At 48.7% G+C, this 23,598-nt stretch carries 22 protein-coding genes; 18 read left to right on the forward strand and 4 right to left on the reverse strand.

Annotated elements, in window-relative coordinates:
- The first annotated feature begins 6 nt into the window (after positions 1-6).
- The 13 genes from QYB97_RS07105 to QYB97_RS07165 all read left to right on the forward strand — a co-directional run bounded on the left by QYB97_RS07105 (position 7) and on the right by QYB97_RS07165 (position 14,463).
- Entirely contained in the window at positions 7-1,032 is a 1,026-nt protein-coding gene (locus QYB97_RS07105) for a C-terminal binding protein (protein WP_301165280.1), read from the forward strand.
- A gap of 29 nt (positions 1,033-1,061) precedes the next feature.
- Positions 1,062-2,102, forward strand: a complete 1,041-nt coding sequence (locus QYB97_RS07110) for a TRAP transporter substrate-binding protein (protein WP_301165281.1) — start codon at positions 1,062-1,064, stop codon at positions 2,100-2,102.
- Positions 2,103-2,131: 29 nt separating this feature from the next.
- Positions 2,132-3,394, forward strand: coding sequence for a nickel pincer cofactor-dependent isomerase, group 22 (locus tag QYB97_RS07115; protein WP_301165282.1), 1,263 nt, complete (start codon positions 2,132-2,134; stop codon positions 3,392-3,394).
- Positions 3,391-4,734, forward strand: coding sequence for a hypothetical protein (locus QYB97_RS07120; RefSeq protein ID WP_301165283.1), 1,344 nt, complete (start codon positions 3,391-3,393; stop codon positions 4,732-4,734). Before QYB97_RS07115 ends, QYB97_RS07120 begins: the two co-directional genes overlap by 4 nt.
- Before the next feature lie 29 nt (positions 4,735-4,763).
- Complete coding sequence (locus QYB97_RS07125) at positions 4,764-6,956, forward strand: dihydroxy-acid dehydratase domain-containing protein (RefSeq protein WP_301165313.1); 2,193 nt, start codon at positions 4,764-4,766, stop codon at positions 6,954-6,956.
- Positions 6,957-6,974: 18 nt separating this feature from the next.
- Positions 6,975-7,925: a U32 family peptidase gene (locus QYB97_RS07130; protein WP_301165284.1), complete on the forward strand. Its 951-nt coding sequence runs from the start codon at positions 6,975-6,977 to the stop codon at positions 7,923-7,925.
- A gap of 128 nt (positions 7,926-8,053) precedes the next feature.
- Positions 8,054-8,827: an IclR family transcriptional regulator gene (locus QYB97_RS07135; RefSeq protein WP_301165285.1), complete on the forward strand. Its 774-nt coding sequence runs from the start codon at positions 8,054-8,056 to the stop codon at positions 8,825-8,827.
- An 82-nt stretch (positions 8,828-8,909) separates the two neighbouring features.
- The gene (locus QYB97_RS07140) at positions 8,910-9,812 is read left to right on the forward strand and encodes a fumarylacetoacetate hydrolase family protein (RefSeq protein WP_301165286.1); all 903 of its coding nucleotides are present in this window, start codon (positions 8,910-8,912) and stop codon (positions 9,810-9,812) included.
- Between the two features lie 69 nt (positions 9,813-9,881).
- Positions 9,882-10,193 carry a UxaA family hydrolase gene (locus tag QYB97_RS07145; RefSeq protein ID WP_301165287.1) on the forward strand — a complete coding sequence of 104 codons (312 nt, stop codon included), beginning with the start codon at positions 9,882-9,884 and terminating at the stop codon, positions 10,191-10,193.
- Positions 10,174-11,349 (forward strand): UxaA family hydrolase, encoded by a 1,176-nt coding sequence (locus tag QYB97_RS07150; protein WP_301165288.1) that lies wholly within the window; start codon positions 10,174-10,176, stop codon positions 11,347-11,349. The genes QYB97_RS07145 and QYB97_RS07150 overlap by 20 nt, the downstream gene beginning before the upstream one ends.
- Before the next feature lie 23 nt (positions 11,350-11,372).
- Complete coding sequence (gene gucD, locus QYB97_RS07155; protein ID WP_301165289.1) at positions 11,373-12,839, forward strand: alpha-ketoglutaric semialdehyde dehydrogenase GucD; 1,467 nt, start codon at positions 11,373-11,375, stop codon at positions 12,837-12,839.
- Positions 12,840-12,920: 81 nt separating this feature from the next.
- Positions 12,921-13,808, forward strand: a complete 888-nt coding sequence (locus tag QYB97_RS07160) for a fumarylacetoacetate hydrolase family protein (protein WP_301165290.1) — start codon at positions 12,921-12,923, stop codon at positions 13,806-13,808.
- Between the two features lie 28 nt (positions 13,809-13,836).
- Positions 13,837-14,463 (forward strand): urease accessory protein UreH domain-containing protein, encoded by a 627-nt coding sequence (locus QYB97_RS07165; RefSeq protein ID WP_301165291.1) that lies wholly within the window; start codon positions 13,837-13,839, stop codon positions 14,461-14,463.
- Positions 14,464-14,686: 223 nt separating this feature from the next.
- Here QYB97_RS07165 and larC2 read toward each other — a convergent pair whose 3' ends face one another.
- Positions 14,687-15,172 carry a nickel pincer cofactor biosynthesis protein LarC2 gene (gene larC2 / locus QYB97_RS07170; RefSeq protein ID WP_301165292.1) on the reverse strand — a complete coding sequence of 162 codons (486 nt, stop codon included), beginning with the start codon at positions 15,170-15,172 and terminating at the stop codon, positions 14,687-14,689.
- A 128-nt stretch (positions 15,173-15,300) separates the two neighbouring features.
- Between larC2 and kynA the strand changes: the two genes are divergently transcribed.
- Both kynA and QYB97_RS07180 read left to right on the forward strand, forming a co-directional pair.
- The gene (gene kynA, locus QYB97_RS07175; protein WP_301165293.1) at positions 15,301-16,158 is read left to right on the forward strand and encodes a tryptophan 2,3-dioxygenase; all 858 of its coding nucleotides are present in this window, start codon (positions 15,301-15,303) and stop codon (positions 16,156-16,158) included.
- 26 nt (positions 16,159-16,184) lie between these two features.
- On the forward strand, positions 16,185-17,102 hold the full coding sequence (locus QYB97_RS07180) for an aminoglycoside phosphotransferase family protein (protein ID WP_301165294.1): 918 nt from the start codon (positions 16,185-16,187) through the stop codon (positions 17,100-17,102).
- Positions 17,103-17,108: 6 nt separating this feature from the next.
- Here QYB97_RS07180 and QYB97_RS07185 read toward each other — a convergent pair whose 3' ends face one another.
- The gene (locus QYB97_RS07185) at positions 17,109-17,564 is read right to left on the reverse strand and encodes a hypothetical protein (RefSeq protein WP_301165295.1); all 456 of its coding nucleotides are present in this window, start codon (positions 17,562-17,564) and stop codon (positions 17,109-17,111) included.
- 151 nt (positions 17,565-17,715) lie between these two features.
- Here QYB97_RS07185 and QYB97_RS07190 point away from each other — a divergent pair, with 151 nt between their 5' ends.
- On the forward strand, positions 17,716-17,853 hold the full coding sequence (locus QYB97_RS07190; protein WP_301165296.1) for a hypothetical protein: 138 nt from the start codon (positions 17,716-17,718) through the stop codon (positions 17,851-17,853).
- A gap of 37 nt (positions 17,854-17,890) precedes the next feature.
- Here the strand turns inward: QYB97_RS07190 and QYB97_RS07195 are convergent, their stop codons facing one another.
- Together QYB97_RS07195 and QYB97_RS07200 are read right to left on the reverse strand one after the other, a co-directional pair.
- Complete coding sequence (locus QYB97_RS07195; RefSeq protein ID WP_301165297.1) at positions 17,891-18,658, reverse strand: SDR family oxidoreductase; 768 nt, start codon at positions 18,656-18,658, stop codon at positions 17,891-17,893.
- Positions 18,659-18,788: 130 nt separating this feature from the next.
- Positions 18,789-19,991: an MFS transporter gene (locus QYB97_RS07200; protein ID WP_301165298.1), complete on the reverse strand. Its 1,203-nt coding sequence runs from the start codon at positions 19,989-19,991 to the stop codon at positions 18,789-18,791.
- Between the two features lie 180 nt (positions 19,992-20,171).
- Between QYB97_RS07200 and QYB97_RS07205 the strand changes: the two genes are divergently transcribed.
- A complete protein-coding gene (locus tag QYB97_RS07205) occupies positions 20,172-21,830 on the forward strand; it encodes a ribulokinase (RefSeq protein ID WP_301165299.1) in 1,659 nt (552 codons plus the stop codon).
- A gap of 311 nt (positions 21,831-22,141) precedes the next feature.
- Positions 22,142-23,572 (forward strand): amino acid permease, encoded by a 1,431-nt coding sequence (locus tag QYB97_RS07210; RefSeq protein WP_301165300.1) that lies wholly within the window; start codon positions 22,142-22,144, stop codon positions 23,570-23,572.
- The last annotated feature ends 26 nt before the right edge of the window (positions 23,573-23,598 follow it).

Consider the following 23,598-nt stretch of genomic DNA (forward strand, 5'->3'; position numbering starts at 1 on the left):
TCTGTTATGACAACATTTAAAGTAGTGGTTACCGACTGGGAATATGATGATTTACGCTTTGAGGAAGCCGTTTTTGAAAAATATCCGGAGGTTGAGCTGATCGGCGCCCAATGCCGGACAGAGGAAGAAATCATTGAGGCCTGCCGGGATGCGGACGCATTGATCAACCAATACGCACCGATCGGCCAAAAGGCGATTGAACAGCTTGAAAAATGCAAGGTAATTACACGCTACGGTGTTGGTGTGAATACGATCGATCTAGATGCTGCCACCGAAAAAGGCATTTGTGTCGCCAACGTTCCGGATTATTGCATGGATGAAGTGTCTGACCATGCGCTCGCGCTCCTTCTTTCCGCAAGAAGAAAGGTCGTTAAAGCAAACGAGCAGGTGAAAAACGGAAACTGGGATTTTAAAGTGACCCAGCCGATTCACCGCCTCCGCGGGCAGGTGCTAGGTCTGGTAGGGTTTGGGAAAATTCCGCAAAGCCTCGCTGAAAAGGTACAGCCCCTTGGCTTGAAAGTTGTCGCGTTTGATCCATATTATCCCGCGGCGGAAGCGGAAAAGAAGGGAGTCCAGCTGGTTTCCATGGAGGAATTATGCCGGGTGTCTGACATCATCTCCGTTCATGCTCCATTAACAGAAGGAACAAAAGGAATGATCAATGCCTCCCTGTTTTCCCAAATGAAAAACGATGCCCTTCTGATCAATACGTCAAGAGGGCCGGTAGTGGACGAAGAGGCGCTGATTGAAGCACTGAAAAACGGAGAGATCGGTGGAGCGGCCCTGGATGTAATTGAGGAAGAACCAATTGCTGAAAACCATCCCTTCCTCTCTATGGATAATGTGATCCTGACGCCTCATGTGGCGTGGTATTCCGAGGAGGCAGCCAGGGAAATGAGAACGAAGGCAGCACTTGGCGTAGTCGACGTTCTGATTTGCAAGGAGTATCCAAAGTATCTGGTGAACAAGCAAGTGGAAGAGCTGTCGGGACTGAAGAGCAATCAGCCGGAAAGCCGCTATGCAATGAGTTAGCCAATCTGCGTGAAGAAGGGGGAAATAGAATGAAGAATTTGGTGAAGAAGCTGGCAATCGGAATCGCCCTACCGGGTATGCTGATCCTCGGGGGCTGTGGAGCTGCGAAAACCGGAGGATCGGAAAAAGGCGGCATCCAGGAACGGACCATTAAAGCGGGCATCGGGTTGAATGAAGATCATCCGGAAGGTCAGGGCCTGAAGAGGTTCAAAGAGCTGGTCGAGAAGAAAAGCGGAGGGAAAATGAAAGTGCAGAACTTTTACAGCGCAACGCTTGGGGATGACCAGAAAATGACCGAGGCGCTGCAGGGCGGTCTTCAGGAGGTTACCATTCCTTCCACCTCACCGCTTGTCGGGATGATTAAGGAATACGGAATTTTCGACTTTCCGTTTGTTTTTAATACCGAAGAAGAAGCTTACTCTGTTCTTGACGGAAAAGTGGGGCAGGAGCTTCTGAAAAAGCTTCCTGAACACAAGCTGGTTGGACTCGGGTATTGGGAGAACGGCTTCCGTAACCTGACAAACAGTAAACATCCTGTAAAAACGGCGGATGATTTTAAAGGGCTGAAAATCCGGACCATGCAAAACGAAGTTCACCTTGATGCATTCAAAAAGCTCGGAGCGAACCCGACTCCAATGGCATTCTCAGAAGTCTTCACCGCGCTTGAAAGCAAAACAGTCGACGGACAGGAAAATCCGCTCGCGACCATTAAATCCAGCAAGTATGACGAGGTTCAGCCGTACTTAAGCATGACCAAGCATGTATACACACCGTTTGTTTTTCTTGTGAGCAAGCAGTTCTGGGACAAGCTTTCAAAGGAAGAACAAAAAATCATGAGAGATGCGGCGCAGGAGGCGGGGAAATACCAGCGTGACCTGAACCGCAAAGAAAACGAAAAAGCACTCGAGGATTTGAAAAAAGCCGGCATGAAGGTCAATGAGGTCTCTGATGCCGAAAAAGAAAAAATGAAAGAAATCGTGAAGCCGGTCACTGACAAGTACGCGAAAAAATTCGGACAGGACCTGGTCGATGAAATGATGTCAGAAGTGGAAAAAGCGAGAAAAAAATAAAGAGAACCGTAAGATAAGGAGGAAGAGGGATGGAGATCATATCACAGCTGCTTCAGGACATAGTCCTTCCGAAAATGATGAAAGTAAAGCAATCCTTTCATGCTCCTGAACTTGAGGATACAGCAATCGCCGTGCAGCAGACGCTGAAAGGAACAGGCGTCATGGCCAGGATATCGCCTGGCGACCGGGTTGCCATCGCCGCGGGAAGCCGCGGTGTGGCCGACCTTCCCATATTGGTCAGGGAAACGGTCAACGCCGTCAGAGCTGCCGGAGGTTCTCCTTTTATCGTGCCTGCCATGGGCAGCCATGGAGGAGCAACCGCTGAGGGACAACGGGAGGTGCTCGAACAGCTCGGCGTAACCGAAGCGTCGGTCGGAGCACCGGTTGTATCAAGCATGGAGGTAGTGCAAACCGGCACGCTCGAAAACGGGCTGCCGGTGTACACCGATAAACAGGCTTCCGGTGCGGACAAAGTAATTGTGATTAACCGGATCAAGCCGCACACCGCTTTTCGCGGCCCGGTTGAAAGCGGCTTGATGAAGATGATCACAATCGGGCTTGGCAAGCAAAAAGGAGCAGAGGCGGCGCATGCCTACAGCTTTAAATACATGGCAGAACATGTTCCCCAAATGGCCAAGATCGTTATGTCCAAGATTCCGCTCATTTTCGGACTCGGATCCATCGAGAACGCCTATGACCGTCCTGCCAAAATTGTGGCCGTTCCTGCCGAGGAGATGGAAGCAAGGGAGCCGGGGCTTCTGCTTGAAGCAAAGGAATTCATGCCGAAAATTTTGTTTGATCCGATGGATGTGCTAGTTGTTGAAGAAATTGGAAAAGACATTTCGGGTGACGGGATGGATCCGAACATCACCGGAAGGTATGCCACTCCCTATGCCTTTGGCGGACCTGACGTTTCCCGCATTGTTGTGCTCGGTTTAACCGAGAAAACCCATGGAAATGCCAACGGAATCGGCTTGGCGGACACCACTACCAGGAAGCTGTTCAACAGCATCTCCTGGGAAAAAGGCTATGCCAATTCACTCACGAGTACCGTTACATCGGTCATAAAAGTTCCGATGGTGCTGGAGGACGAAGAGATGGCAATAAAAGCGGCCATCAAAACGTGCAATGCGCGCGACCTCACAAAAGCGAGGGTAGTCCGGATTCAGAACACGCTGGACCTTCAGCACATCTGGATCTCCGAGAGCCTGCAGGAGGAAGCGGAAGCCCATCCGGACATTGAAATCCTGTCTGAACCGGCAGAGATGTACACAGCTGGCGAAACCCGGTGATCCTGCTTGTTTACAGCCTGATGGTCGTTTTTTACACCATCAGTCTGTTTGCGGAAAGCTCTTTGCTGGATGAGGTGACAGGAATTTTCGCCATCCTGGCTCTCGTTCTTTCCTTTCCGAAGGCAAACGGATTGTACCGTGCCACAGGAACGGTCTTTCTCGTGGTGGGCGGCTTTCTCTACCTGTACCTGCAAAAGCCGCTGCTTCAGCTGCCGCACTATATGACGTCAACGATTGTTCTGCTTGCCATCTTTTATGTACTGCCTTTCATCAACAGCATCATCGTTGTGGGGCGGTACGATAAAAGTGTGAATCAGCTCTTGAAGCGCCGGGTCGGCAATCTGGGACAGCTGTATTACCGGAGCTCGCTTGTCAGCTTTTTGCTGGGGTCGTTCTTGAATATCGCAACGATCCCGCTTGTTGAATCGGTTCTCCGCCGAAATCTGCAAAAAGCGGAGGACAAGTTAAGGGATATTTTCATCAGCCGTGCGATGCTTAGAGGCTATGCACTGTGCCTCGCCTGGAGCCCCATGGAGATCCTCGTGGCGATCAGTGTGGACATCACGCATTCCAATTATGTTCATCTGCTTCCCTGGCTTCTTTTGTTCTCTGTCACGCTGCTCGGTGCGGACTGGCTTATTGGCCTCAAGTACCGCAAGTATCAGGTGGAACAGTCGGCGGCGGCAGAAGCGGCGCCTTTGGATGGAAAAGTCATCAAAAAAGCAGGAGTGCTTCTTCTTTACTTAAGTGTTTTTATTGCCGCGGTCATCGGGGCTAAGCGTGTGCTGAACACCGATTTTCTTATGGCCGTCACACTTGTGATTGTTCCTTACTCGTTTCTCTGGGCTCTTCTCGTAAAAAGAATCAGGTCCTATCTGGTATACAGCTTGCGTGTCTGGAAGAACAGGGCATCGTCCCAGCAAAATTTTATGGTTCTTTTTTTATCCGCAGGATTTTTAATTAGCACACTTAAAGTTTCACCATTTTTAACATGGCTCCAGCGGCCGTTTGGAGCCGTGGAGCAGTGGCCCGTGCTGCTCTTTCTGCTTATTCAGATCCTTTTTCTTGGACTGGCTATGATCGGGTTTCATCCGCTCGTGACCATCAGTATTCTGGGGGAGGTCATACAGCCCCTTTTGGGAGAGATTAATCCCTTAAGCTTTGCCGTTGTACTTATATCATCAGGACTGTCCACCGTCATGGCCGGCCCTTACAACATTACGGTTTCATTAACGGGCAGTCTTCTGCATCAGAACCCATACCGCATTTCGTTCTGGAACATCGGATTTGCTTTTCTCTACAGCAGTATGGGGACATTGATTGCACTTCTTATGCTTTAGCAGTTTACTCGTTTAAAAGGTGGCGAACTATTGTGTTGTATCCATATATTGAAAATTCCTATAATCCATATCGTGATAATGTTCAGGGCAAGGCCAATGAGCCGATTTGTGTGGCCGGTCTTTTGGACCGTGCAAAACAGATTCTCGGGCCAACCTATGAAGGCGATTCGCCGGACTGGACCCTGGAGGAAATTTATAACCGGCTTCATGAAAATGCGCCGCGTATTGCCATTATCGGGGGTTCTCCCGACCATCCGGCACATATCATGGACTTTCAGACATCGTCCAGGGCTGCGCTGCGCATCTGGCAAAACGGAGGGGTTCCTTTTTACTTTTCCACACCGGTCATGTGTGACGGAACGGCACAAAGCAACCAGGGAATGAGCTACTCCCTGCAAAGCAGAAACGCGGTTGCGGAAATGGTCGTCAACCAGATCGAGGCGCACAGCTATCATGGCGCGTTTGTGATCCAGGGCTGTGACAAGCAGCCGCTTGGGGTTGTCAGTGCCATGGCCCATCTGGACCGCATCCGGAACTACCGCGGGGAATCACCGTTTTTTGCGACATTTGCGCCGGCTCATGTGCTGCAAGGAGGAACCATTCCGGAAGGTCTTTTTGAAGAGCTTGAAGCGGTTGCCCAAAAAGCAGAGCAAAACGGTTCAGAGGACATTGCGCTTGACCTTCGTGATGCGATGGCTTACATTCTTCAATGCTCGTCCAACACCGCGTTCCAGGGCGTTCTCCAGCGGGCCAAGGAAAAAGGGTTTATCACCCAGGCCGCACACGATGATTATGAAAAGCGCCTGGCGGTCAATACGTGCGACGGGCTTGGCGGCGTGTGTGCCTTTAATGGAACCGGAAACAGCTCAAGGCACCTGGTGGCCGGCATGGGGCTGGTTCATCCCGATCTTGAGCTGCTGACCGATCCTCCGACACAGGAACAAATCAATGCGGCGCTTGATCCGCTGGCCGGCATGATCAACAAGCAAGCCTTTGGGGCTTCCAACATCATGGCTTCCAATATACAAAATGCCGTCCGCATCCACAGCGCATCCGGCGGTTCCACCAACCTGATGATGCATATCGTGGCCGGAATGCTTTATGGCGGTTTCAAGTTCAGCCTGCATGAGATGGATCGGATTCATCACGAAGTGCCTGTGCCTGATCTGTTTGACTACAGCCTCACCCAGGGCAGAGATATTTTTGCACTGGCCATGCAATGCTGTTCAGGAAACAGCCGCGGCATGGAATCATTATTTTATGAATTGCTTCAAAACGGCGTGCCGATGGATGTGGATGCACCAACCGTTACCGGCACAAGCTGGCGCGAACGGCTCGAGAAGGAACATAAGGTCTCCATCGAAAAGATCGCCGAGAATCCGGTTATTCTTGATAAGCCAAGACGGCCGTACAGTGGTGTTGACGTACTCAGCGGAAACTTTTTTGAAAGTGCCGTGGTTAAGATCAGCGGGATGACGACCCGTCAGCTTGATGAGTTCGATAAAAAAGCGGCCTTTGTCCTTTTCTACGATAACGAAGAGGATGCCAACCACGAACTGCTGGATGCCGGGCTGCTCGACAAGCTTAAGGATAAAAAAGCGTTCACTCATGAAAATCTGCTTGCCGCAGTCAAACAAAATGCGCCGGACCAATATGAAGCATTGAGTAACCATCCCTATGACTCGTTGTTTGATGCCATGGTAGAAGAAGGAATTTTGAAACTCGCCGTTGTTGTATCAGGACAGGGACCTGTCGCATTCGGCATGCCGGAAATGTTTACGCCGATGCAGCATATCAATGCAAACCGAAAGCTCAAAAGGCTGGCAACATTAATCAGTGATGGCCGCTATTCAGGCGTTACGTACGGAGCGGCAGTGGGCCACATGACTCCCGAAGCCAAGGAAGACGGAGGAATCCTTTATCTCCAAACCGGGGACATTCTGTTTCTTGATTTCCGCGAGCGCACCATTCAGTTCATGGAGGAAACGGCGTTCCAGCGTGGAGAACAGGTATTTGAATTTGATCACATCCGCGAGCAGAGAAAAGAACTGGCAGCTTCCCGCCTGAAGGCGATCGCAAAGCGCCAGCGCCAAGTGGCCGCAAGCAACCGCATGACTAGCCATACAGATGCGGCTCATGGTGTGGTTCCGCTTCAAGTTTTTGAGGAAGCTGATTTGGACTATAAAAAAGATATTGTTTCCCTTAATCTGGCCCAACACTAAGCGAAAGGAAGATGACGAATGGAAGAAACGAAAAGAGCCATTGAAAAATTGGGTTTTCCGCCGGGAGATTGCCATGACCTTCCGACCTCGGAAAAAAGGTTTCCTGACGGAGCCCAGTACCGTGTGGAGATTCCAAGTGTGGAAGGCCCGGCTTCATTTGAAGCGGTCATTGAAGCCTGCGAGCAATATGATGTGGGCATCCACCGAATCTCGCAGGGAAGCGGAATTATGCTTTTGACCGACGAAGAGCTGGAGCAGATGGCGGCCATCGGCAGAAGAGAAAACCTTGAAGTCAGCTTGTTTGTCGGCCCGCGTGGCTCGTGGGATGTATCGGCCATGCAATGGGCAAGCGCCGGGAAAATCGCCGGCCTCCGGGTGCAGGGAATGGACCAGCTCGTCTATTCGGTTGAGGATATTAAGCGCGCCTGCAAAGCGGGAATCCGGGGAATTTTGGTAGCGGATGAAGGATTATTGTGGCTCGTTAATGAATTGAAAAAGATGGGCGAACTTCCGAGTGACCTTGTCGTTAAAGTTTCGGTGCAGGTAGCGCAGGCGAATCCCATTTCCATCCGTCTGATGGAGCAGATTGGAGCGGGAACATACAATGTACCGACGGACCTGACACTTTCAAGGCTGGCAGCGATCCGCCAGGCAGTTGACGTTCCAATCGATATTTATGTTGAGGTGCCTGATGATGTGGGAGGGTTCATCCGCCATTATGAAATACCGGAAATCATCCGGGTGGCTGCGCCTGTTTATATTAAATTCGGCTTGCGCAATGCTCCGAATATTTATCCTTCCGGGACGCATCTTGAACAGACCTCCATTGCGCTGTCCAAGGAGCGTGTGAGACGGGCGAAGCTTGGCCTCGAGATGATCAAGCGCTATGCGCCGGACCTTAAGGTTTCTGAAAAAGGGGCCGAGGGCATCGCTGTTCCCGTGCCGGGCGGAAAAGTAGGAGCGCCTTAAGCAAAGGCTGCAGACAGCCTGCCGCTTTTGGCATGTCTTGCCGGACAAATCCGGTTGTATCCCCCTTGAGGTGTGGTACTATAAGGGAAAAGACAAGCCATCAAACTTTATCAAAGGGTGATTGAGACATGCCAATTATTCAATCCGTAGACCGGGCGCTTCGTATTCTGGATCTATTTGATGAATACGAATCGGAATTAAAAATAACCGACATCAGCGCAAGAATGAATTTACACAAAAGCACGGTTCATTCATTGCTTAAAACATTGCAGCACTACAACTATATTGAACAAAATATTGAAAACGGCAAATACAAGCTGGGAATGAAGCTATTCGAACGAGGTAACTTTGTGATTCATAACCTCGATATCCGGTCGGTAGCGAAAAAACATCTCATGGAGCTCTCCATGAAAACAGGAAACACCATCCATCTTGTTATTTTGGATGGAAAAGAAGGCGTTTACATCGACAAGGTTGAGGGTTCGGCAGCGACCATCCTTTATTCCAGAATCGGGCGCAGAATACCGGTTCACTGCAGCGCGGTAGGAAAGGCGCTTGTGGCTTTTAAAAGTCAGGAAGAGCTGGCCGCCATACTCAAGGATTATGAGTACATCAGCCAGACGCCAAAAACGATTACCAACGAAGAGGATTTTTTGACTGAACTCAATAATGTAAGAAAAGAAGGCTTCGCTGTCGATAATCAGGAAAATGAAGCCGGCGTTTCATGCATTTCGGTTCCGATCAGAGATCACTCGGAACATGTGATTGCGGCCATCAGTATGTCGCAGCCTGTACACCGCATTAATAAAAAGGCGGTCAAAGAGATTGCCGAGATGCTCAAGGCAACAGCAGAAAACATCTCACGGGAACTTGGATTCGGAGTAAAAGCCTCCTCGATCTGAACAAAACCGCGCTCCTATGACAGGAGTGTGCCTTCTAGTGAGAACGGAGTTTGATAATATAAAACGAAAAGGAGAATGTAAGATGCGCATTTTACGTTATAAAAACAATGAAGGTACTTACAATCTGGCTGCTTTGGCAAATGATGAAAGAGTGTATGATTTGCCTTATGCCGAATTTTTGGAGCTCGTTTCATCAGCAGAACAAAAGGAGACCACAGCATTAAAACATGTCCAGGAATTGATTGCCGGGCAGGAGCCGCTGAAAGCCGCGTTTAGTGAGCTTGAGCTCGGGGTTCCCATTTTAGCTCCGGAGGTCTGGGCAGCAGGGGTGACATACGAAAAGAGCAAAGAGGCACGTAACTATGAAGCAACTGACGGAAAGCTTGATGCCGAAACCTTTTACGATAAAGTGTATGATGCAGAACGTCCGGAAATCTTTTTCAAATCCACAGCGGCACGCACCGTGGGACCGGATCAGCCCGTATACCTTCGCAGTGATTCAAACTGGCAAATCCCTGAGCCGGAGCTTGGGCTGGTACTCGACAAGAACGGAAAGGTACTCGGGTACACGGCTGGAAACGATATGAGCTGCCGGGACATCGAAGGAGAGAATCCGTTGTACCTTCCCCAGGCAAAAGTATGGAAGAATTCGTGCGCAATCGGTCCTGTCATTTTACTTGCCGACGCAGTCGAGGATCCTTATGACTTTGATTTCGCCTGCCGCATTTACCGTGGAGAAGAAAAAGTGGTGGAAGGCACCGCCAATACCAAGCAATTAAAAAGAAAGCTGGATGAACTCGTGGATTACCTGGCCAAAGACAATGATCTTTTTGACGGAACGGTTTTATTAACGGGAACCTGCATCGTTCCGCCAAATGAGTTCACATTGCAGGACGGAGACAGGATCGAAATCGAAATTTCTTCCATTGGAACGTTGAATAACCCGGTAAAAACGCAAACAAGTAAAGTTACTGCAGTCCGCTAACCAACAAAAAAACTGAAAATTAGGTATGATGGGAATGTTGAAACAATTATTCGGGAGGAGGATCGTTTCATGGGAACTCAGTATAAAACGGTAATGATGAAGCCTTCGGACAATGTGGCCATTGCGCTGATGGATCTTCCACAAGGAACTGTTGTACCGGTTGCGTGTGAAGGGCATGTGCAAGAGGTGCAATTGGTTCAGGATATCCGCTTCGGCCATAAATTTGCGGTCAAGCCGATTGCAAAGGGTGCGGAAATTCTGAAATACGGTGAAATCATTGGCCGGGCATCCTCTGAAATCGGCATGGGCGAGCACGTTCATGTACATAATCTCGAAGGTATTAGAGGAAGGGGAGATAAAGTTGAGTCTCGAGTACAGTAACCAACTGCTCGGATACCGGCGCCCAGACGGGAAAGTCGGTGTCCGCAATCATGTGCTGATTCTGCCGACAATTACGTGCGCCACCCAGGCAGCGAAGCAGATCACAGAGCTTGTACAAGGAACCGTCAGCTTCATCCACCAGCACGGATGCGCCCAGGTGGGAGAGGATTATGACCAGACGTTCCGGACCTATGTCGGGATGGGGCTGAATCCGAACGTTTATGGTGTTGTCGTGCTTGGACTGGGCTGTGAAACCCATCAGGCGAGAAGTGTGGCGGGAGAAATCGCCAAAAGCGGAAAGCCGGTCGAGGTCGTTTCCATTCAGGATAACGGCGGCACCTTGATGACCATTGCCCAGGGCGCAAAAGTGGCAGCCAAAATGGTGCAGGATGCCTCGGCACAGCGCCGGGAGCCCTTCGATTTCAGCGAGCTGATCGTTGGCACAGAGTGCGGCGGATCAGATGCCTGCTCCGGCCTTTCCGCTAACCCCGCAGTTGGCGTGGTGAGCGACCTGGTCGTGGAGGCAGGCGGCACCGCCATACTTGCCGAAACGACAGAGCTGATCGGAGCAGAGCACCTGCTTGCCAAACGGGCGGTCAATGACCAGGTCGCCAAACGGGTGTATGAAGTAATTGACCAGATGGAAAACCGCGCCATTCTGATGGGTGTGGATATCCGTACAGGCAACCCGAGCCCCGGCAATATTGAAGGAGGCTTGAGTTCACTGGAGGAAAAGTCGCTCGGCGCATCCAACAAGTCAGGAACAACGCCTCTTCATGAATTGATTAATTATGCCGAGCCGCCCACGCAAAAAGGACTCGTCTGGATGGATACCCCGGGGCATGATATCGAACAGCTGACCGGTATGGTGGCTGGGGGTGCACAGGTGGTTCTGTTCACAAGCGGACGCGGAACGCCAACAGGCTCACCGATCGCCCCGGTGATCAAAATCTCAACGAATACCGCCATGTTTGAAAACATGGGCGATAACATGGATTTAAATGCCGGTACGATCATTGAAGGGAAAGAAACAATCGGGGAAGTCGGCCATCGCATTTTTGAAGAGATCAGAGAGGTTTCATCAGGAAAGATGACCAAGTCAGAAATTTTGAAGCAGCATGATTTTGGTATTTGGAGAATTGGACCTACATTTTAAAAAATGAAAGGGAGCGATGAACAATGGCAGTACAAACACAGGTGAAAACATTTTTGAACTACGTGAACGGAGAATGGGTGGAAGCTTCAACGAATGAAACCATCTCCTGCATCAATCCGGCTAACAAACACGATGTTGTTGGCAATGTGCAAAAATCAGGAAAAGAAGATGTGGACCAGGCGGTTGCTGCAGCACACCAGGCTCTCGCCTCATGGAAAAAGCTGTCCGGCGCAGCAAGAGGAGAATTCCTCTACAAGGCGGCCAATATTCTGGAAAGCCGTGCCGATGAAATTGCTGAAACGATGACAAAAGAGATGGGAAAAACATTGGGAGAAGCGAAAGGTGAAACGCTGAGGGGAGTGGCCATTCTCCGCTATTATGCGGGCGAAGGGATGCGCAAAACCGGTGATGTGATTCCATCAAGCGACAGCGAGGCTTTAATGTTTACGACACGTGTACCGCTTGGCGTGGTTGGCGTCATTTCTCCATGGAACTTCCCTGTGGCCATCCCAGTTTGGAAAATGGCTCCTGGTCTCATTTATGGAAATACCATTGTTATTAAACCGGCACAAGAAGCGGCAGTTACGGCTGTAAAAGTAATCGAGTGCCTTGACGAAGCAGGAATTCCTGCCGGAGTGGTGAACCTGGTGACAGGTACAGGCTCTCAGGTCGGACAGGCGATTGTCGATCATCCGCAGGTCAACGGCATTACATTTACCGGTTCCAACCAGACAGGAAAAGCGATCGGGCAGGCGGCACTGGCACGCGGAGCAAAATACCAGCTCGAGATGGGCGGAAAGAACCCGGTCATCATTGCGGCTGATGCCGACCTTGATCTTGCGGTGGATGGAACGATCAGCGGCGGACTTCGCTCAACCGGCCAAAAATGTACGGCAACAAGCCGTGTCATTGTCCATGAAGATGTGTATGACGCGTTTAAAGAAAAGTTGATTGCCAAAGTCAAGGAGCTGAAGGTTGGTCCGGGACTCGAAGGAGAGACATGGATGGGACCTTGCTCGAGCGAAAAGCAGCTCGAAACCGTTCTCTCCTATATTGAAAAAGGACAGGCAGAAGGAGCATCCCTTCTTTATGGCGGACAGCGCCTCGAGGCACCTGAAATGAAGGACGGCTTTTATGTAGAGCCTACTGTTTTTGAAAATGTGAAAAGCAGCATGGCCATTTCACAGGAGGAAATTTTCGGACCAGTTCTTGCACTGATCAAGGTGGGAACGATGGAAGAAGCGATTGAACTTGCCAACGATGTGGAGTTTGGATTGAGTGCATCGATCTATACAACCAACATCAGCCACATGCTTTCCTTTATCAACGATATGGAAGCCGGACTTGTCCGCATTAATGCCGAAACAGCGGGTGTAGAGCTTCAGGCACCATTCGGCGGCATGAAGCAGTCAAGCTCTCATTCCAGAGAACAGGGCCAGGCAGCCATGGAGTTTTACACATCGATCAAAACAGTTTTTGTAAAAGGCTGATAGTGTTTTAAAAGAGGGTGATCGGCGGATTGGATTCCGCTGATTAACCCTCCTATTTTATGTGAAAAGGAGAAGATGAAAATGATAACAGTAACTTTTGAAAAAGACGGACAGTGGGCATTGGGAGTGAAAACGGAGCGCGGCATCCTGGATGTCGGGGCGTCCGCACGGGCGCTTGGTTCAGATACCGTACCGCAAAGTGTAGCAGAACTGATTGCCAAAGGAGAGCAGGGTAAAGCAGCTCTTCAGCAATTTACAGAGTCCGAGATGGCAGTGAGGGAAGAATTTCTCTATACCGAGGATTCGTTAAAGATTGGGCCATGCGTTACGGAGCCGCAGAAAATCATATGTGTTGGACTGAATTATAAAAAGCATGCTGAAGAATCGAACATGCCGCTTCCTGAATCCCCGATTCTTTTCAGCAAGTTCAATAATGCCCTGGCCGGACAACAGCAGGAGGTCAAGCTTCCGGCACGCTCCCTGCAGGTGGATTATGAAGTGGAACTGGCTCTTGTGATCGGAAAAACAGCGAGCCAGGTGAGTGAAGAGGATGCACTTGATTATGTATACGGCTATTGCACAGCGAACGACCTGTCCGCACGTGATCTTCAGTTTAAAACCGGCCAATGGCTGCTCGGGAAAACGTGCGACGGCTTCTGCCCGGTCGGTCCTTACCTTGTTAGCGCAGACGAAGTAAAAGATCCAAACGCTCTGTCGTTAAAGACTGAGGTCAACGGAAATATCCGCCAGGACTCGAATACTGCGGATATGGTGTTTAACTGCCAGGAAATTATCAGCTATGTATCGGAGCATATGACGCTTGAGCCGGGTGATTTGATTTTGACCGGCACACCAGAAGGCGTCATTATGGGAGAACCGGAAGGAGAGAGAAAATGGCTCAAAGATGGAGATATCGTCACGGTTGAGGTAGAAGGGCTTGGAAAATTAACGACAGTTATGAGAAAATAGAGAAAAAACAAAACAGGAGCTCTCTCACATGGAATTTATCACGATTTTATTGATGGCCATGCTTCTTGGTTTGAAGCACGCGCTAGATCCGGACCATCTTGTGGCCGTAACCACGATTGTCAGTGAAAAGAAAAAGGCCCGTTTTTCCGCTCTGGTCGGCGCCTGGTGGGGAGTCGGCCATATGACCACAATCCTGGTCGTCGGAAGCGCCATCATCTACTTCAATCTCCTCGTTTCCGATTCAGTGGAAAAGCTGTTGGAGGGTGTGGTCGGAATCATGATCATCTACCTTGGCGTAAAGGCGTTTTATACCCTGCGCGCTTCCCGCAAGCATGAGCATGCCATCTCCGGCAAAGGGAGCAGGTGGATGCTCAGGCCGCTGATTGTTGGCTTGTTGCACGGACTGGCTGGGAGCACAGGAGTGGCGTATTTGTTTTTAAGCACCATCGAAAACAAACAGTTAGGCTTCATCTACCTGCTTGTCTTTGGCGCAGGAACATTGATCAGTATGGTGCTCGCCACCCTGGCCATCGGTCTGCCGTATTCCTGGTCATCGGACCACAAAAAAATCAATCTCCTGCTTACCCGCTGTACAGGCGTGCTGAGCGTCTGCTTTGGAGTCTATTATTTGTATAAAATCCTGTTCATCTCTTGATGAAACAGGATTTTTTTACTTGGGTGGAGTGGCTGTTTGCGGAAATAAACGCGTCGTATTTTGTCGAAATCCATATGGCTTAAACCGTTTGAGAATAAAATGAGGATTTTTGATAATAAAGTGGCCGGTTTTGATAATAAATCGAGTTTTTTGATAATAAACAGCCCGAATTTGAGAGTAAGTTAAAAAATGGAAGCTCTAGTAAGCTTCCATTAGAGGAAAATCAGGATTTATAATGCATCGTCGCCATCGATTTTGCCTCGTCATACACGTTTTGAAGAGAAACATTATGTTTTTCCGCCGCTTTCCTGCAATCCTCAAATTCCGGTGAAAATTTGATGGGTTCTCCCTGATAGATTCCGATTTTAACAGAAACTTCTCCATATGCTGTTTCAGCCTGATAGAATTCTCTGCCAAGGCGGTGGCAGGATACAGGGTAATAACGAAGGCCAAAGCTTGAGGTTTCACGAAAGATAATCTCTTCAAGCAACGGCTGTTTTTTTTTGTCTGAAAGTACCGATAGCTTATAGGCGGGGCGGTTCTTTTTCATATAGATGGAAGTATAGTACACATCGTTGGCACCGGCCGCAAACAGCCTGTCCATCGTATATGACAGCGTTTCTCCGCTGCAGTCATCAAGGTTGACTTCTATAATCACCATCTCATTGTCGATATGCTCTCGCGCGTGGCGTGTCCTAAATTCACTCATGTTGCGGCTCCTTTCATTTTCACTTCTTCTTTTCATTATATAGCATGCAAACAGAAACACATATTGAATTGAAAATAAGGTATGATAGGAATGGTTGTAAGCGGTATCAAAAAAAGGGGGATATTAGCATGCAAGATAACCAAAACCGGCAGGAAGTCAATGCCACCAGTTCAGAAACCAGCATTCATACGGATTTTAAAAATAATATGACGTACGGCGAGTATTTGCAGCTGGATAAAATTTTATCGGCTCAGCGCCGGTTATCCGGACACCATGACGAGGTGTTGTTTATTGTTATTCACCAGGTCAGCGAGCTGTGGATGAAGCTCATTTTGCATGAGATGCATGCGGCCATCGACTGCATTAAGAAAGACGACCTGTCCAGTGCATTCAAAAAGCTGGCCCGCGTGTCAAAAACGCAGTCACAAATCATTCAGGCCTGGGATGTGCTGTCCACCATGACGCCATCCGAATACATGGAGTTCCGGGATTCACTCGGCCAGGCGTCCGGCTTTCAATCCTATCAATACCGGATGATCGAGTTTGCTCTTGGCTACAAAACACCTCATGTCCTGAAAATCTATGAAAAAGATCCCGAGCTTCAAAAAGAACTAAGACAGGCATATGAAGCACCAGGGCTCTACGACGTGGCGATCCATGCGCTGAACAAGGCGGGAATCTCCATTGACGAAGAGGTGCTGAACCGTGATGTCACGCGAACATACCAGGAGAATGATTCTGTTCGCAAGGCCTGGATTACCGTCTATCAAAATCCGCAGAAATACTGGGATCTTTACGAGCTTGCGGAAAAGTTGGTCGATATTGAGGACTGGCTCCAGCAATGGCGGTTCCGCCATATGAAAACCGTTGAGAGAGTAATAGGCTTCAAGCGGGGAACGGGCGGTTCTTCAGGTGTCGGATACTTGAAAAAAGTACTGGATCAGCGGTTTTTTCCGGAGCTGTGGGACCTTCGTACGGAGCTATAAGAATAGAAGTCAGGAATGGTAAATGGATGAATAACAATGTCAAATCAGCTATTTTAGATAAATATAACGTTGCACAATCGGATTTTTTAGGCTCAGGAATGGAAGCCGAGGTTTATGCTTTACCTCACCAAAAAGTGTTAAAAGTTTATAATGATATGTCCGATCTTAATAAACAAAAGAGCTTAAAAGAATTTTATGCCGGGATTCATTCTGATGGATTGAGCTATGAGCTTCCTTACATTTATGATGTGTTTTTGGAAAATGGACTATTGGTTACGACGGAAAAACGAATTGAGGGCAGCAATATGCAAACTTTGCTCTCAGGAATGTCTTATGATGAACAAGACAAAATGATGGAAATCTACCTGAACGCCCAACTGGCGCTGCAGCAGATTAAAGGGAAATCCACAATCAAGGAGTTCGTCTTATTTGAAGATGGGATAAAAGCTGACAACTGGTATGGTGTATTGAAAGAAAAAATAACAGAGCAGCAAAAGGGATTAAAACCATATTTTGAAAGAGATGTTGTGGATTATGAAGTAAAGCTGAACCATTTATCAAACATCTTGTCTCCAGGGTATAAAGGGGAACATTCATTAATTCACGGAGACTACTTTCCTGGCAATCTATTAATGAACAGGAATAACGAGGTTACTGGAGTAATCGATTTTGGATTGATGACCATGTATGGCGATCCGTTATTCGATATTGCCATCGGGTGGGTATGCTTTGATATGTACGATGAATTAAATGCAAAAATCCGTGATCGATATTTAACGATCATACTGTCAACGCTGGGTGAAGGAATCAGAAAAGAACTGTACTTTTATGTTCTGATATACAGCTTCATCACCGCGAATTTTTATTTCGAAGACTGCTCGGACGGCCATTATCAATGGTGCGTTGAAAACATCAACAATAAAGACTACTGGCATGCTTTGTAAGTCATCTTAATACTGTTGATCCGGTTTGAAAACCTGGGGATCTACATCAAAATGCCGGGAGACGATTTTCTGAAAAAAAGCCGATTCCCGCTTGAGCCGGGGAAGGCTTGGAACGATTAAGGGAACGCCAAAAATAGGACCGCTGACATTGATGGTAAACCGTCCGGGAGCAATAAAGCTTCCGGTCACGCGAATCTGGTCGCTGATCAGGAGGATGGCCAGGCCAATATCAATCACATCCACAAGTGCGGTTCCCGCCTGGTTTTCACCGATCCCTTCCAGCCGGCTTTCGCCTGTCAGCGGACCGCCCAAAGAAACCCGGAACCCCCGGGGAGTCACAAAGATTCCGATAATGGTGATCTGTCCGCTAAGCAGTAAAGCAGCCGTTGCCAAATCAAGACCCCGCTGAATCGCACCAATGATTTGAAGTTCCTTTTCTGTCTGCTCCGCTGTTTTCGTCATTTGCCTCCCCCCACAGTTGTATCCTATTCCTCACGGCCCGGAACGGGAATGCAAGACAACTCCAAAAGATTTTTTCCCTTTCCAGGGGGTACAGAGTACTCGTCCCGGAAATACAGTAATAACGACATCCACAACAAAAGGAATGATAGGATTGGCTTTATCATTGACCAATATTCCGACTGTCAGGCCGGCGAAGGCCGGTGTCTTTCTGCTGGCGCTTCCCCTTATTATCTTTATTTTTTTCTTTACCCAGCCGAAGCCAAGCGATGAGGTGCGGCCGCAGCAATAAAAGACTCCCCTTTCCTGGTGAAAGGGGAGTCTTATTTTTACTTCCGAAAGTCAGGATTGTTCTTCTGGAACCCAAGCCAGGCATTTAAGATGCCTTTTTCAATATCATCTCTTGGCGCATGGAGGCGTTCTTCAGTGCCTCCATAGCCGACTTCTAATTTTTCATCTTTCAATCCATTAAAAATGGTATCTGCAAAATCATTCAGCGGAGCGCCAAATGTATGAAGTCCAACGCCGCCCAGGTCCGTATTGACGGCTGGAGGGAGGATTTCCACCACCTCGACACCTGTTTCTGCCAACTGGTGGCGCAGAGTGACCGTAAAGGAATGCATGGCCGCCTTTGTTGCACTGTAGATCGGAACCCATACACCCGGCTGAATGGCCAACCCGGAGGTAACGTTCAAAATGGCGGCCCGTTCCTTTTCAACGAAATGAGGAATGAGCAGCATGGACAGATGCATCGGCCCCTCCACATTGATGGCCAATTCATTTTGATAGTACTTCCACTCTTCAGCCGCATTCAGCAGGTTGACCCGCTGCTGGATGCCTGCATTATTCACAAGCACATTCAAATCCGGGAATTCCTTTGTTGCCCATTCCACAAGACTGATGCGCTCTTCTTCATTGGAAACATCACAAACCTTCGTATAAAGCTCCGGAAATTTTTCTTTGGCTTCGTCCAATTTCTCCTGACGCCGTCCACCGATGATCACCTTATTGTCTTCCTGTAAGAAGCGTTCGGCAAAAGCCAGTCCAATGCCTGAAGCTCCGCCTGTAATCAGGATCGTGTTACCAGACAATTTCATGGATGTTCCTCCCTGTTCGTGAAAGATTAAAATGGCACGTGAAGATAATATACCCGTTAACCCGCCTTCGGGAAACGGAGTGTCTGTCAATTTGAAAAATAGAAGTATTTATTAATACTACCTTTGTTATTTAGGCAGCGTCCCGATTTCTCACTTGTTTCGTCTTTATATTTACAAATAACATCATAATGGCGCCGAGCAGCGGGCCTGCCGCAAGTGCAATAAATCCAAGCATGTAACTAGAGGTAGTATCTACAACTACTCCTACAACGAGCGGGGAGATGAGAGACCCGAGCTGCCAGATGGCGTTCACCAGCCCCATGGCTGTTCCGATTTGCTTTTCCTCCACCAGCTCACCAATAATGGCGGTCATCACAGGACTGTATATAAACGCAGTGATGCCAAGAATGGCAGTCAGAGGCACAAGAATGCCGGTATGGGTGTTAATGCCGAACCAGATCAGAACAGGAGCAAACAAGAACAGCGCCCAAAAGGCAATCGTTTTTTTGTTGAGATAGTCAGAAATAAAACCAATGAGCGGTTTGCACAGCAGGCCGGCCATCCCGTAAACTGCCATCATTTTTCCCGCTTCTACCAATGAAAGGTGAAGGGAGTGGTTCAAATAGGTGTTGGCCCATGTGGCTGTTCCCCATGTGGCCCATAACCCGCCGAAACCTGCCACCCCGGCGAGCAGCAGATTTTTATTCTTGAGGACCTCGAGCATCTCTTTTAGTGAGACACCCTTTTTCTTTGTTCCATGATAAGTGCCGCTTTCTTTAAGAAAAAAGAAGCTCAGGATAATACCGGCGATCGGCAGCAATCCTGCCACCAGAAAGGCAGAGCGCCAGCCATGGTTTTCTGCGACGGTGGGAACAAATAAGTTAACGACAGTGACCCCAAGTGAAGTTGCCGTCATGAAGAGGCCGATGGCGATTCCTCTTCTTTTTGCAGAAACATGATCAAAAATGGCTGCCAAGGAAGCAGAAAAAATAGCGCCCGAGCCAAGGCCGGCCAACAGCCTGAAGGCAAAACCCTGTTCAAAGGTATGTACGAGAGACATGCAGAGCGTAAAGACTCCCATTGTTAAATACGAGCCGAGCAGCACCTTGCGATAGCCGAACCGGTCGGTCAACAGACCACCCGGAAATTGTGTAATTACATAGCCGATGTAAAAAGCGGTCATATAGCTTCCGGCATCTGCAGCAGACAAGCCCATCTCCTTTGAGGCAAGCGGAATGACCGGCGGCCATGACAGTCTGTCCACGAACGAAAACATATACGTCATCCAGACGAGCACGACGACAGTAACCGGCCGAATCCAGTTGTTTTTCATAGCAGTTTTCTCCTTAACTAGTATGTAAATTATTTCACATTATTAAATATAGCAGAATCAAAATAAATGGGCATACATAAAAGATTGCGATTTTGAAGCAAAGTGAATTTCATATGCGTTTTCTTAAAAAATATAGTAGTATTCTACAAAAGAGAAATGGAACTGAGGGGGATAACTGCTTTGGGTAAAAAATATGTGATGGGCGTTGACTTTGGTACGGAGTCCGGCCGGGTTTTACTGGTTGAGGCTGATACAGGAAAAGAAGTCGCCACTAATGTTACCGCTTACAAACATGGAGTACTGGACAAAACCTTGCCGGGAGGAACACCGCTTGGTACGGACTGGGCGCTTCAGGATCCAGGCGACTACCTGGATGTGCTCTCCATGTCTGTGCCTGCAGTTCTTCAGCAGGCAGGCGTGATGCCGGAAGATGTTATTGGTCTGGGAATTGATTTTACGGCATCTACCATACTGCCGCTAGATCTAAAAGGGGAGCCGCTTTGTTTAAAGAGTAAATGGGAAAACGAACCACACAGCTATGTGAAGTTATGGAAGCACCATGCGGCTCAGACAGAAGCCGATGATTTTACCAGAGTCGCTGAGGAGAGGGGAGAGGCTTTTCTCAAGCGTTATGGCGGGAAAGTTTCATCCGAGTGGATGTTTCCGAAGATATTGCAGATCTTGCGGGAGGCTCCCCAGGTGTTTGATGAGGCGGATCTTTTTATGGAGGCGTGCGACTGGCTGACAAGCAGGCTGACCGGGAACTTGCACCGCAGCAGCAATACATCGGGCTACAAAGCGTTCTGGAACAAGAAAGAAGGCTATCCGTCACCTGAATTTTTTGCTGCGGTGGACGATCGTCTTAAGGATATTCTAAAAACAAAAATGCGCGGGGACGTGCTTTCCATTGGAGAAAAGGCAGGAGAACTGACCGAAGAAATGGCTCAGGTACTGGGTCTGAATCCTGGCACAGCGATAGCGGTCGGAATCATTGATGCACATGCGGGTGTTCCGGCGGCAGGCGCTGTCCGGCCAGGACAAATGGTGATGACGATGGGCACTTCCAACTGCCACTTGCTGGTGACGGATAAAGATCAACCGATAGTCGGGGTCTGCGGAAGCGTGGAGGATGGGATTATTCCCGGATATATCAGTTTTGAGACAGGTCAGGTGGCTGTCGGTGATTCCTTTGCATGGTATGTGGATCAGGCTGTGCCCGGCTATGTGAAAAAAGAAGCGGAGGAATCAGGGCTGAATGTGCATCAGCTGCTTGAAAGGAAAGCCTCTGCCTATGAGCCGGGACAGACGGGGCTGATCGCGCTGGATTGGTGGAACGGAAACCGCTCTGTGTTGGTTGACTCTCATTTATCAGGAGCAATTATCGGGCTCACCCTGGCCACGAAGCCTGAAGAAATTTACCGGGCCTTGATAGAGTCCACTGCTTTTGGCACAAAAAAGATCATCGACAGCTTTGTTCAGGGAGGGGTGCCTGTGGATGAAATCTTTGCCGTGGGAGGCTTGCCAGACCGGAACCGCTTGCTCATGCAAATTTACGCCGATGTAACCAACCGTGAAATCAAGGTCGCAGACTCCAGCCAGACGACAGCACTTGGAGCTGCGATGTACGGGGCTGTAGCGGCCGGAAGCAAAGCAGGCGGCTACGATTCCATTTTTGAGGCAGCAAAATATATGGCCCGAGTTAGGGAAGAGACTTATAAGCCTGTTCCGGAGCATGTGGAGATTTACGAGGAATTATACAGTTACTATCTGGAGCTTCATGATTTTTTCGGGGTGGAGAAAAAGTCGCTGATGCATGGGTTGAAGAAATGGAAGAGGTAAGAGAGGACAATAAGCAACATGATAAAACCCGATATTACTACATTTTCCCATGCGGTTTAGATGTCATTGCGGTTCTCCTCCATAATAAGGAGTATTTGGAAAAATGTCATCATGTAAATAGTTACTGATAAAGGGTTCTGGAGCAGGCAAGAAGAAAGCTTATTTCTTTTCAATAAGATTGACGCGCCTTTAGTTATCTGATATTCTACCATGGTAAAGTAATAAAATATCAGAAATGGTTTCTCAAGAGGCGCGGTGGTGGAAAACCATGCGTTTTTTTGCGTTTTCATATAGAAGAAAGGAAATGTTCAATGGATACAACGAAAAAATGGGGGTTTTGGCTGTTGGCCGCCTTCGTTATCGGAAATATGGTAGGATCGGGAATCTTTATGCTGCCGAGCACCCTGGCACAGACCGCAAGTCCGCTCGGAGTAACGATCGCATGGCTTGTCACGGGCTTTGGTGTCATGATGATCGCTCTTATTTTCAGCAAGCTGTCAATCCGCCGCCCGGATCTAACGGCAGGTCCGCAAAGCTATGCGAGGGCGCTTTTTAAATCGGAAAAGAGAGGGAAACTGGCGAGCTTCAGCATGGTATGGGGTTATTGGATCGCCAACTGGATCAGCAACGTGGCCATGGTAACAAGCTTTGCCGGCTACCTTTCTACGTTTTTGCCGATTATGAAAGCAGGGAACACCGTGTTCTTCATCGGTTCACAAAAGATTTCCCTCGGCCATCTCATTACGTTTTTGGTTTGTACGGTTTTGCTTTGGGGCATTCACTTTATTTTGGTGAGCAGTATGAATGGAGCCGGAAAGCTGAACTTTATCGCGACAGCTTCCAAGGTCGCCGGTTTTGCGCTTTTTATTGTCGCAGCCGTTTTCGCGTTTCAAGCTTCGAATTTTGGAGAGTTTTACTTGCCGGTTACTGACGAAAGCGGTGTTTCTCACGGATTGTTCAGCCAGGTGCAAATGGCCGCGATTTCTACGCTTTGGGCGTTTATCGGAATCGAATCGGCTGTTGTTTTATCCGGGCGCGCCAAGTCACAGCGTGATGTAAGCCGCGCGACAATTTTTGGCCTTATCGTGGCTCTTGTCATTTATATGGCCATTACCCTGCTCATGATGGGCATCCTGCCGCAGGATGTGCTGAAGGCTTCCGACAAACCATTTGTGGATGCTCTTTCCGCTCTGATTGGCAGTGCTGGAGCAAATATCATGGCATTGCTCGCACTTGTTTCCTTGTTCGGCGCAACGATCGGATGGATCCTGCTGAGCTCTGAAGTTCCCTTTCAGGCTGCGAAAAAAGGTGTGTTTCCTGTTTATTTTGCAAAGGTTAATAAAAAAGGGAGCCCTGTACGTTCTTTGACGGTAACCAATGCCATGTCGCAAATCTTAATCTTTTCAACCGTCTCCGGAACGATCAGTGAGGCCTATACGTTCTTAACAACTGCGGCCACGCTTGCGTATTTGATTCCGTATCTCGTTTCAGCGGCGTTCTTCCTGAAGCTTACATTAAAGGGTGAAGCATCGGACGGCGGCAACGTCAGCCGGTGGAAGGATGGATTGATTGCTGTTATCGCGCTTGTCTATTCCATCTGGGTTATCAAAAGCGGGACCGCAGACTTGAAAACATTCGGTCTTGGCATTGGCTTGTTCCTTGCCGGTTTTATCATTTATCCTCTTATTTCTAAAAAACACATGAAGAAAGAGGCAGTAACCTCTGTTTCGACAGAACATTAAAAAGAACAAAAAAGACCAATTCCACG

This window comes from Fictibacillus fluitans (assembly GCF_030418125.1).
GTDB lineage: Bacteria > Bacillota > Bacilli > Bacillales > Fictibacillaceae > Fictibacillus_C > Fictibacillus_C fluitans.

Excerpts from the sequence above, each read along its gene's own strand:
- QYB97_RS07105 (WP_301165280.1), top strand. The coding sequence starts at position 7 with ATGACAACATTTAAAGTAGTGGTTACCGACTGGGAATATGATGATTTA.
- QYB97_RS07110 (WP_301165281.1), top strand. The coding sequence starts at position 1,062 with ATGAAGAATTTGGTGAAGAAGCTGGCAATCGGAATCGCCCTACCGGGT.
- QYB97_RS07115 (WP_301165282.1), top strand. The coding sequence starts at position 2,132 with ATGGAGATCATATCACAGCTGCTTCAGGACATAGTCCTTCCGAAAATG.
- QYB97_RS07130 (WP_301165284.1), top strand. The coding sequence starts at position 6,975 with ATGGAAGAAACGAAAAGAGCCATTGAAAAATTGGGTTTTCCGCCGGGA.
- QYB97_RS07135 (WP_301165285.1), top strand. The coding sequence starts at position 8,054 with ATGCCAATTATTCAATCCGTAGACCGGGCGCTTCGTATTCTGGATCTA.
- QYB97_RS07140 (WP_301165286.1), top strand. The coding sequence starts at position 8,910 with ATGCGCATTTTACGTTATAAAAACAATGAAGGTACTTACAATCTGGCT.
- QYB97_RS07145 (WP_301165287.1), top strand. The coding sequence starts at position 9,882 with ATGGGAACTCAGTATAAAACGGTAATGATGAAGCCTTCGGACAATGTG.
- gucD (WP_301165289.1), top strand. The coding sequence starts at position 11,373 with ATGGCAGTACAAACACAGGTGAAAACATTTTTGAACTACGTGAACGGA.
- QYB97_RS07160 (WP_301165290.1), top strand. The coding sequence starts at position 12,921 with ATGATAACAGTAACTTTTGAAAAAGACGGACAGTGGGCATTGGGAGTG.
- QYB97_RS07165 (WP_301165291.1), top strand. The coding sequence starts at position 13,837 with ATGGAATTTATCACGATTTTATTGATGGCCATGCTTCTTGGTTTGAAG.
- larC2 (WP_301165292.1), bottom strand. The coding sequence starts at position 15,172 with ATGAGTGAATTTAGGACACGCCACGCGCGAGAGCATATCGACAATGAG.
- kynA (WP_301165293.1), top strand. The coding sequence starts at position 15,301 with ATGCAAGATAACCAAAACCGGCAGGAAGTCAATGCCACCAGTTCAGAA.
- QYB97_RS07180 (WP_301165294.1), top strand. The coding sequence starts at position 16,185 with ATGAATAACAATGTCAAATCAGCTATTTTAGATAAATATAACGTTGCA.
- QYB97_RS07185 (WP_301165295.1), bottom strand. The coding sequence starts at position 17,564 with ATGACGAAAACAGCGGAGCAGACAGAAAAGGAACTTCAAATCATTGGT.
- QYB97_RS07195 (WP_301165297.1), bottom strand. The coding sequence starts at position 18,658 with ATGAAATTGTCTGGTAACACGATCCTGATTACAGGCGGAGCTTCAGGC.
- QYB97_RS07200 (WP_301165298.1), bottom strand. The coding sequence starts at position 19,991 with ATGAAAAACAACTGGATTCGGCCGGTTACTGTCGTCGTGCTCGTCTGG.
- QYB97_RS07210 (WP_301165300.1), top strand. The coding sequence starts at position 22,142 with ATGGATACAACGAAAAAATGGGGGTTTTGGCTGTTGGCCGCCTTCGTT.